Source organism: Kutzneria sp. NPDC052558, from assembly GCF_044547355.1.
In the GTDB taxonomy this organism is placed as follows: domain Bacteria; phylum Actinomycetota; class Actinomycetes; order Mycobacteriales; family Pseudonocardiaceae; genus Kutzneria.
The window spans coordinates 125812-134759 of record NZ_JBIUAG010000024.1; the positions used below are offsets into that span (position 1 = coordinate 125812).

Consider the following 8948-nt stretch of genomic DNA (forward strand, 5'->3'; position numbering starts at 1 on the left):
AGTGATGACAACGCTGACAGAGCGCCGGCCGTCATCCGATGGTGGGTAGTTCACGGTCCGCCGAGTGACCAGGCTCGGCGGCTGCCGCGGGCCAGCGCGCGGGCCCGGCGGACCAGGTCGTCGATGACCGCGGCGTCGGCCGAGGGCGGGGTGCCGGTGGTCGGGTCGCAGCAGCTGGGCTTGGTGCGGCGGGTGTTGTCGGTGGGCCAGGTGCCGGCCAGCTGGTAGAGGGCGTCGTAGACGTTGCGGCCGGGATCGGTCTGCTCGTGCGGGCCGACCAGCACGACCCAGGCCCGGCCGGCGCCCTCGAAGGCGACCACGACGCGGTCGTTGTCCCGCAGGTGGCGCACGCACAGCCGGGGCAGCGGGGAGGGTCCGGTGACGCGGTAGCCCAGGGCGGCGCAGCCGCGGTGGGCGAGCTCGTCCAGGAAGGACTCGTAGGCCTTGCGGGCCGGTCCGCGCAGCAGCGCGGCCTGCGCCGAGGCGACGCGGGTCTCGACTACTTCGATCACTCAGGGATCGTCGTCCCCGGGCGCACGACCGTTCCCTCGCCCAGCACCACCTGGTCCAGGCTCTCGGCCAGGTCCTCGCGTTCCAGCAGGGCCTGGTCGGACAGCCGGCGGTGCACCTCGTCGAGCAGCCCGCGGTTGCGGCCGATGCGGCGGATCTCGCGGACCAGGTGCATCACCTCGTGCACCCGGCGCGGCTCCAGCCGCATGGTCGGCTCCTGCTCGCTGACCAGCAGCACGCCCTCGCTGGCCCAGGCGCGTACCGTCTTCTCGGTCAGTTCCAGCAGGTCGGCGGCGACCACCGGGCGGATCGGCAGGGCGCTGTCGAGCAGGTTGTCGGCCACGTCGTACAGCTTGCTGCGGGCGGGGGCGCCGCTGGGCAGCGTGCCGGCGACCTCCTCGATCGCCTCGACGTTGGCCAGCAGCCGCTCGGTCTGCTCTTTCTCGGCGGCCACCGACATGACTACCTCCCCGGGTCTACTACCGATTATGGGCGCTGTTTTCGGTAGTCGCAAGTGTGATTCACGTGAAACGTCAAGCGGACGCGCCGGTGAGCGCCAGGTTTCGCTCGGGACGGTGACGGGCGTCACGGAGTTGGGACCGGTCTGATGTAGGTTCGTCTCCCTGCTCCCGTAGAGATGACGCGATGCCCAGTCCCGAGTTCGAGGCGCTGCTCACGGCCATCCGCGCCAGCCCCCGGCCGGAGCCGGCGGCCGGCGCCGACGGCGTGCGCCAGGCCCGCGAGTCGATGGACCTCGCGCTGGGCGCCATTCCGCTGGCCGACGGCGTGCTGAGCGGCGAGACCGACGCCGGCGGCTGTCCGGCGGTGTGGGTGCGGCCGCAGGGCGGCGCGATGGACCGGGTGCTGCTCTACCTGCACGGCGGCGGCTACCGGGCCGGCTCGGCCCGGGCGTTCCGCGGCTTCGCCTCGCAGTTCGCGGCGGTGATGGGCATGCCGGCGCTGCTGCCGGACTACCGGCTGGCCCCGGAGCACCGGTTCCCGGCGGCGGTGGAGGACGTGCTGACCGCGTACCGGTGGCTACTGGACGAGGTCGGCTACTCGCCGGGGCGGGTGGTGCTGCTCGGCGACACCGCCGGCGGCGGCCTGGTGGTCGCGACCATGCTGGCCGCCCGTGGCCTGGGCTTACCGCAGCCGGCCGCCGGGGCCTGCCTGAGCCCGCTGTTCGACCTGACCGCGAGCGGCGAGTCCTACGACAAGTTCGCCGAGGACGACCCGATCTACAGCCGTGCGCAAGCGCTTGCGGCGGCGGCCGACTACCTGGGCGAGGCCAACCCCCGCGAGCCGCTGGCCTCACCCCTGTTCGCCGACCTGTCCGGCCTGGCCCCGCTCATGGTGCACGCCGCCGACCGAGAGGTCCTGGTGGACGACGCCCGTGCCCTGGTCGCCGGCGTGCTGGCCGCGGGCGGCCGCGCCAACCTGGAGGTCTGGCCCGACCTGATGCACTTCTGGCACCTGTTCGTGCCCGACGTCCCCGAATCCACCGCCGCCGTCCTCGGCGTCGCCGAGTTCCTCCTGACCTACATCGGCGCCTGACCGCCCCTGTCTTTTCGCCACATGTGGCCCTGGGGTGCGAATGTGGTCCACATGTGGCGTTCGCTGGGGGCTAGGGGTCGTCGTTGAGGCGGGCGTCCTCGAGGTCGAGGGTGCGTTGCAGGCGGCGGCGGGTGCTGTCGTCGATGTCGCCGTCGTCGAAGAGCCTGGTCAGCTCGGCCATCTCGACCGCCAGCACCTCGCGGCGCACCTTCTTGTAGACGGCGGCGGAGGACGAGCCGGGGGGCTCCTCCTCGGCGTCGCCGTGGTCGATCCGGGCCAGCAGGGCCTGGCGGAGGCGGTCGAGCACGGCGCGCGGCGCGGCGTCGAGGTCGTAGAGCTGTTCCAGGTGGGCCAAGCCGGCCTCGGCCAGGCGGACGTTGGCCAGGTCCTGCTCGCGGCGGGCATCGGCCGGCGTGCGGGCGATGCCGGCCCGTTTGACCAGCGGCGCGAGCGTGAAACCCTGGGCCACCAGGGTGATCACGATGACCGTGGTGGCCAGCGCCAGCACGAGGTCACGCTGCGGCACCGGTTCGCCGGTGTCGGTGAACAGGGGAATGGACAGCACGGCGGCCAGCGGCACCACGCCCCGGGCCCCGGCCCAGGAGACCACTGTGGATGTTCGCCAGTTGAGTCGACGGTTGCCCCGCCGCAACTGCATGATCCAGCCCAGCGGGAACACCCACAGGAACCGGATCACGATCAGCGCCGCGGTGATCACCAGCGCCTGCCACGGCCACCCCGGATCGGAGCCGGCCAGCCCACGCACCAGGTAGGGCAACTGGAGGCCGATCAGCCCGAACACCGCGCTCTCCAGGATGAAGATCACCGTGCCGTACACCGCGTCGATCTGGAGCCGGATATGCGCGGTGGTGATCTTCGGCGTCTGCGCGCCGAGCACCACGCTGCACACCACCACCGCCGTCACGCCCGAGCCGCCCAACGTCTCCGCCAGCACGTAGGCGGAATACGGGCTGACCAGCGCGATCACCGTCTCCAGCACCGGATCCACGGTCCGCCGCCGGATCAGCCAGATGCCGCCGGCCACCACCAGCCCGACGATCAGGCCGCCGCCGGCCAGCAGCAGGAACTCACCGCCCACCGACGTCAGCGACAGCGCCCCGCCGGCCAGCGCCGCCGACACGGCCAGCCGGAACAGCACCAGGCTCGTCGCGTCGTTGAACAGGCTTTCCGCCTGCACCAGCACCTGGATCCGCGGCGGCAGCGAGAGTCTTCGCCCCAGCGCGCTGACCGCCACCGGGTCCGTGCTCGCCAGCACCGCCCCCAAGACGAACGCCATGCTCGCCGGCAACGGCGCGACCAGCGCCGCCACCAGGCCCACCGCCGCCGCCGAGGCCAGCACCAGACCCACCGCCAGCACCGTCACCGGCCGCCACACCGCGCGCAGGTCCCGCCAGGGCATCTCCTCGCCCGCCGCGTAGATCAGCGGCGGCAGCACCACCAGGCTCACCAGCTCCGGCGTCGCCCGGATCTCCGGCACCCCCGGGAACAGGCCCACCACCACGCCCGCCACCACCAGCAGCGAGGGCGCGGGAATGCTCAGCCGCCGGGCGAAGGTAGCGACCACCGTCGCCAGCACCACCAGCAGCAGCACCGTTTCCACGCTCTGCATCGCTGGCACCTTTCGCCGGGGGTCCACGAAACTCGCCGACCAGACTTCCCGGCACACCGGTCCAGACCCTACCTGCCACGCCACCCGAACGAGTGGATCAGGCGGTCACCCGTTCAAATACGTCAGCACCGCCAGCACCCGGCGGTTGTCGTCCTCGTGCTGGTGCAGGTTCAGCTTGGTGAAGATGTTGTTGGTGTGCTTGCCCACGGCCTTCTCGGTGACGAACAGACGGGCGGCGATGGCGGCGTTGGACCGGCCCTCGGCCATCAGACCGAGCACCTCCTTCTCCCGCGGCGTGAGCGTGGCCAGCGGGGCGTCGCGCTCACGGCTGGACAGCAGCTGGGCCACCACCTCGGGGTCCATCGCCGTGCCGCCGTCGGCCACCCGGCGCACGGCGTCCACGAACTGCTTCACGTCGGAGATGCGGTCCTTGAGCAGGTAGCCGACGCCGCCGCTGCGATCGGACAGCAGCTCGCGGGCGTACAGCTGCTCGACGTACTGGGACAGCACCAGCACCGGCAGCCCCGGGATGTCCCGCCGGGCCTGGATCGCCGCCCGCACCCCCTCGTCGGTGAACGTCGGCGGCAGCCGCACGTCGACCACGGCCACGTCCGGCTTGTGCTCGGTGAGCGCGGCCGACAGCTCCGGCCCCGATTCCACGGCCGCGACCACCTCGAAGCCATGAGCCTGCAACAACCGGATCATGCCGTCCCGGAGCAGCAGCAGGTCTTCCGCGATGACTACACGCACACGGAAAGCTAACCACACCACACTGTCGGCAGCGGGTGGATTGCCGCTGGGACAATGGGACAACCCTCAGAGAGTGATCACGGCGCCGTCCGGCACGACCTCGACGCCGGCGGCGGCGATCTCGGCCGACTCGGGGGAGGCCGGGTCGAGCAGGGGATTGGTGTTGTTGAGGTGGGTGTAGATCCGGCGCACGGCCGGGAATCGGCGCAGCTCAGGCAGGCTGCCGCCGTCGCCGAGGACGGGGAGGTGGCCCATGGCGGACTGGCCCTTGGAGTGGCCGGTGCGCTCGCCCATCTCGTCGGGGGAGGCGAAGGTGCCGTCGAGCAGGAGACAGTCGACACCGGCCAGCAGGGCCTCGAACTCCGGGGTCCACGCGGCCAGGCACGGGGCGTAGAGCAGGGTGCCGCCGGTGACGGGGTCGTGGACGCGGTAGGCGACGACCCAGGGTCCGGGCCGCTCGTCGGTGTACTTGGGGCGTTTGACGCCGAGGGCGTGGGCGGTGGCGACGAGCCCGCCGGTGAGCGGGAACGGCTGCTCGGGAACGGCCTCGTGCCAGGACCAGCCGGCGTACTTGTCGAGCACGGGCCCGAGGCCGAGGTCGGCGCGCAGGGCGGCGAGGGCGTTGGCCGGGGCGTGCAGGGCCTGGCCGCCGCCCTCACGAAGGGAGAAGACGCCGAGGGAGTGGTCGAGCTCGGCGGAGGTGAGCAGGACGCCGCGAAGCGGGGTGTCACGCCGGCCGGGGCCGGGAGTGAACTCGGGGGCGTCGACCAGCTGCGTCCGGATGTCGGGGGAGGCGTTGAGCAGCCACCAGTCCACGCCGTTGCCGCTGACGGCCAGGCAGTCCTGGGTTCTGGACGGCAGCAAACCCTTGCGGGCCAAGGAACACGGCGGGCAGGCGCAGTTCCACTGAGGGAAGCCGCCGCCGGCGGCGGTGCCGAGCACGACAACCTTCACACGGACCGCCGCATGGCGAAGGCCGGCCGCTGCACCGTGATCTCGGTGGCCAGGATGTCCTGCACCAGGCCATGATCCGGCGAGAGCGTGCACACGGGGTCGGTGGCGGCGGCGTCGCCGGTGAGCTGGAAGGCCTGGCACCGGCAGCCGCCGAAGTCGAGCTCCTTGCGCGGGCAGCTCCGGCACGGCTCGCGCATCCACTCCGTGCCACGGAAGGCGTTGAACGTCTCGGACCCGTACCAGATCTCGGAAAGGGAGGACCGTAGGACGTTCTGCACCGGCAGCGAGGTGATCACGCTGGCGGCCGGGCAGGGCAGCACATCGCCGTTGGGGGCGACGGTCAGCTGCACCGCGCCCCAGCCGTACATGCAGGGCTTGGGGTTGGCCTCGTGGTAGTCGGCGATGACGTAGACGATCTCCATCCGGTCGCCCAGCCGCTGCTTCGCCTGCTGCACAACGGGTCCGGCGGCGGCAAGCTGCTCCCGGGTGGGCAGCAGGGCGGCCCGGTTGCGCAGCGCCCAGCCGTAGTACTGGGTGTTGGCCAGCTCCAGCCGGTCCGCGCCCATCTGCTCGGCCAGCTCGATGATGCCGCCGATATGGTCGAGATTGGCCTTGTGCAGCACGGCGTTCACGGTCAGCGGCAGCTCGGCGTCCTTGATCAGCGCGGCGGCGGCCAGCTTGCGGTCGAAGCCCTTGACGCCGGCGATCAGGTTGGCGTTGCGGGGATCCGCGTCCTGCACGGACAGCTGGACGTGATCCAGGCCCAGCGACACCAGCTCGTCCAGGCGTTCCCTGGTCAACCCCAGGCCGCTGGTGACCAGATTGGTGTAGCAGCCCAGGCCGCTGGCGTGGGCCAGCAGCACGGGCAGATCGGGCCGGGCCAGCGGCTCGCCGCCGGACAGGTGTATCTGCAACACGCCGAGCTCTCGACCCTCGTCGAAAACCCGTTGCCACGTCGAGGTTTCCAGCTCGTCGGCCCGCTGGACCAGCTCGACCGGGTTGGAGCAGTACGGGCAGTGCAGCGGGCACCGGTGCGTCAGTTCGGCCAGCAGTCCCATCGGCGCGTCAGTCAACGTCCACCACCCGTCGGGCCACGAGCCGGTCCACCAGCTCGATCACGTCGTCGGCCTGCACGCCGTCGAACTCGTCGGCCAGGGCCAGGGCGATGTCGCCGACGCTGGCAGTGCCGTCGCAGCGGGACACCACGGCGGCGGCGGTCTCGTTCAACAGCAGCACACCCTCGGGGAACAGCACGACATCGCTGTCCCGGGTCCTGTCGTAGGTGTACCGCACGCCGCGGCGCACCCGGGGCACGGACTCCAGCGAGGTCATGAGTGGTAGTCCACGGCGTCCAGGATCGCTTGCAGCACATCGCATTTGAACGCCAGGGCGGCCACGCAGGCCTCCTGCTGCTCGCGGGTGCGCGCGTGCTCCACAACGATGTCCAAAGTGGACTTTCCCTCGCCGGCGATCACGGTCAGCCGGGACACGAAGTAGGCGAAGCCCTCCTCGCCGATCCACGGGTAGCGCTCCCGCATGTCGGCCAGCCGCCGCTTCATCAGCCCGGGCGAGAACATCTCGGTCAGCCCGGAGGCGATCGACTCCACCCACGGCCTGGTGCGGGCGAAGTTGACGTAGGCGTCGACCGCGAACCGCACGCCCGGCAGCACATGCCGCTCGTCGAGCACCTCGGCCCGGTCCAGGCCGACGGCCTCGGCCATGCGCAGCCAGTTCTCCGCGCCGCCCTCGCCGTCCCGGGCGCCGTCGTGGTAGACGATGCGCTCCATCCACTGCCGCCGGACCTGCGGCAGTGGACAGTTGGCCAGGATGGCGGCGTCCTTCTGGGGCAGGCAACGCTGGTAGTACCAGCGGTTGGCCGCCCACCGCTGGAGCTCATCGCGGCTCAGCTCGCCGGCGTGCAGCCGCAGGTGGAACGGGTGGTCGTGCCAGTAGCGCGGGGACAGCGCCCGCAGCTCGGCGATGAAGTCCTCGGCCGCCAGCATGATCGACTCCTCGATGGGCGTGTTGGAAGGCGGCATTCCTGCACTCGGAGTGGAGGAATGCCGCCTTCCAAACAGGACTGCTTGACAGGTCAGGCCCGCGCGGAGTAGGCCGTGACCTCCAGCGGCGTGTCGTACTGGTTGAAGTCCGGCTTCACCCAGGTGCGGCGGGCGGACTTGCGGACGGCCTTCTCGGCGCGCTTGACGGTCTTCGGTGCGGACATCGCTCACTCCTTCAACGACATCTGGTGGGCAAGGCCGCGGCGGAACTCCACAGTAAGCCCTTTCTACGGCCCGCGGCTAGACACCTTCCGACCGCCGGCGCACCTCCTTCGTGGGATTGACGGCCTAGTTGTGGGCCGCCGGCAGCGTGCGCAGCGCGTCCAGAGTGGCCGGATCCTGCAGCTGCATCCACTGGATCACCTGCGTGTAGGTGGCGCACACCGTCTCCGGCTTGCCGCAGGTCTCGCCCATGAACTGCTCCACCGCGCCGGAGAAGGCGTTGCCGGCCCACTCGTTGAAGTGGTTGGCGATCACCAGCGGCGCCCGGTTGCCGTTGAACACGCTCTGGTACACCGACCGATAGGTGTCCAGCACGATCGGCTGGAACTCCGGCCCGCGCGCGTCGTCGCCCTCCTTGGCCCCGTCCAGCAGGTACCAGAAGTTGAAGTCCATCATCACCACGTTCTTGTCCAGCGCCGGCACCCGCACCTCCGGCAGCGGGAACTCCCACAGCCCGCGGTCCACCGTCGGCCAGGTCACGCCGAAGGAGACATGGCTGGTGTCATAGACAAAACCGTGCGCCCTGATCGACGGGAACAGTTGGTCCCAGTTGCCCTCCAGGCACGGCGTGCGGCCACCCTTGATCATGTCGGGGGTGATCTTCAGGCCCTTGCCGTCGATGTCCTTGAGAAACGAGAAGAACTGGTCCAGCTCGGAGTTCCAGGCGGCGGTCGACCAGAAGCCGACGCTCGGCTCGGCCCCCTGGCAGAAGTGCCCGTTGTAGTGGGTGCCGAACTCCATGCCGTCGACCAGCGCCCGGTTCAGGTAGTCGACGCGGAGCTTGATGTCGGCGTCGGTGCCGCCGAAGCCGATCTCGCTGGCCCCCTTCGGGTGGCCCGGACCGGTGTAGGAGTTCTTCTCGCTGTCCGGGATCAGGTACGGCCCGGACAGCATCGCCGTGACCTTGGCCCCGGTCCGCTCGGCGATCGGCAGCACCCGGTCCCAGTGCTCCTTGGACACGCCGCCGTCGAAGGAGAACAGAATGAACTGCGGCGGCTTCTCGCCGGCCTTGAGCTTGTGCATCCACGCCGGCTGCGCGCCGGTGGGCGCGGGCACCGTCGGCGTCGGGCCGGCGGCCGGGGTGGCCTGGCCCGCGGGCGTGATCGGCCCGGGGTTGGTGGTGGTCGTGGGTCCCGCCTGTGGTGTCGTCCCGCCCGTTCCCCGCCCCATCACGATCACGACCACCACGGCCAGCGTCAACGCCACCGCGGTGGTCAGCCAACCCCACCTCTGCCTGAGCCCCATGGTGGTTGAGACGACGCAGGGCC

The 8948-nt window shown here is 70.9% G+C and carries 11 protein-coding genes; 1 reads left to right on the forward strand and 10 read right to left on the reverse strand.

The window, feature by feature from the left end:
• Positions 1 to 50 precede the first annotated feature (50 nt).
• Both ACIG5F_RS34620 and ACIG5F_RS34625 read right to left on the reverse strand, forming a co-directional pair.
• Positions 51 to 512, reverse strand: coding sequence for a hypothetical protein (locus ACIG5F_RS34620; protein WP_396524148.1), 462 nt, complete (start codon positions 510 to 512; stop codon positions 51 to 53).
• Complete coding sequence (locus ACIG5F_RS34625; RefSeq protein ID WP_396524149.1) at positions 509 to 970, reverse strand: hypothetical protein; 462 nt, start codon at positions 968 to 970, stop codon at positions 509 to 511. Before ACIG5F_RS34625 ends, ACIG5F_RS34620 begins: the two co-directional genes overlap by 4 nt.
• Before the next feature lie 185 nt (positions 971 to 1155).
• On the opposite strand from ACIG5F_RS34625, the gene ACIG5F_RS34630 reads away from it, so the two are divergent.
• Positions 1156 to 2064: an alpha/beta hydrolase gene (locus ACIG5F_RS34630; protein ID WP_396524150.1), complete on the forward strand. Its 909-nt coding sequence runs from the start codon at positions 1156 to 1158 to the stop codon at positions 2062 to 2064.
• 70 nt (positions 2065 to 2134) lie between these two features.
• On the opposite strand, the gene ACIG5F_RS34635 is transcribed toward ACIG5F_RS34630, so the two are convergent.
• The 8 genes from ACIG5F_RS34635 to ACIG5F_RS34670 form a co-directional block, all read right to left on the reverse strand.
• Positions 2135 to 3694 (reverse strand): Na+/H+ antiporter, encoded by a 1560-nt coding sequence (locus ACIG5F_RS34635; RefSeq protein WP_396524152.1) that lies wholly within the window; start codon positions 3692 to 3694, stop codon positions 2135 to 2137.
• Between the two features lie 105 nt (positions 3695 to 3799).
• On the reverse strand, positions 3800 to 4444 hold the full coding sequence (locus tag ACIG5F_RS34640; RefSeq protein ID WP_396524153.1) for a LuxR C-terminal-related transcriptional regulator: 645 nt from the start codon (positions 4442 to 4444) through the stop codon (positions 3800 to 3802).
• Between the two features lie 66 nt (positions 4445 to 4510).
• Positions 4511 to 5386, reverse strand: a complete 876-nt coding sequence (gene pqqB, locus ACIG5F_RS34645) for a pyrroloquinoline quinone biosynthesis protein PqqB (RefSeq protein ID WP_396524154.1) — start codon at positions 5384 to 5386, stop codon at positions 4511 to 4513.
• An 8-nt stretch (positions 5387 to 5394) separates the two neighbouring features.
• Complete coding sequence (gene pqqE, locus ACIG5F_RS34650) at positions 5395 to 6456, reverse strand: pyrroloquinoline quinone biosynthesis protein PqqE (protein ID WP_396524195.1); 1062 nt, start codon at positions 6454 to 6456, stop codon at positions 5395 to 5397.
• A gap of 7 nt (positions 6457 to 6463) precedes the next feature.
• Entirely contained in the window at positions 6464 to 6730 is a 267-nt protein-coding gene (pqqD, locus tag ACIG5F_RS34655; protein WP_396524155.1) for a pyrroloquinoline quinone biosynthesis peptide chaperone PqqD, read from the reverse strand.
• Positions 6727 to 7437, reverse strand: coding sequence for a pyrroloquinoline-quinone synthase PqqC (gene pqqC, locus ACIG5F_RS34660; protein ID WP_396524156.1), 711 nt, complete (start codon positions 7435 to 7437; stop codon positions 6727 to 6729). The genes pqqD and pqqC overlap by 4 nt, the downstream gene beginning before the upstream one ends.
• 53 nt (positions 7438 to 7490) lie before the next feature.
• Positions 7491 to 7622, reverse strand: coding sequence for a pyrroloquinoline quinone precursor peptide PqqA (pqqA, locus tag ACIG5F_RS34665; RefSeq protein WP_396524157.1), 132 nt, complete (start codon positions 7620 to 7622; stop codon positions 7491 to 7493).
• Positions 7623 to 7746: 124 nt separating this feature from the next.
• Positions 7747 to 8925: a polysaccharide deacetylase gene (locus ACIG5F_RS34670; RefSeq protein ID WP_396524158.1), complete on the reverse strand. Its 1179-nt coding sequence runs from the start codon at positions 8923 to 8925 to the stop codon at positions 7747 to 7749.
• Positions 8926 to 8948 lie beyond the last annotated feature (23 nt).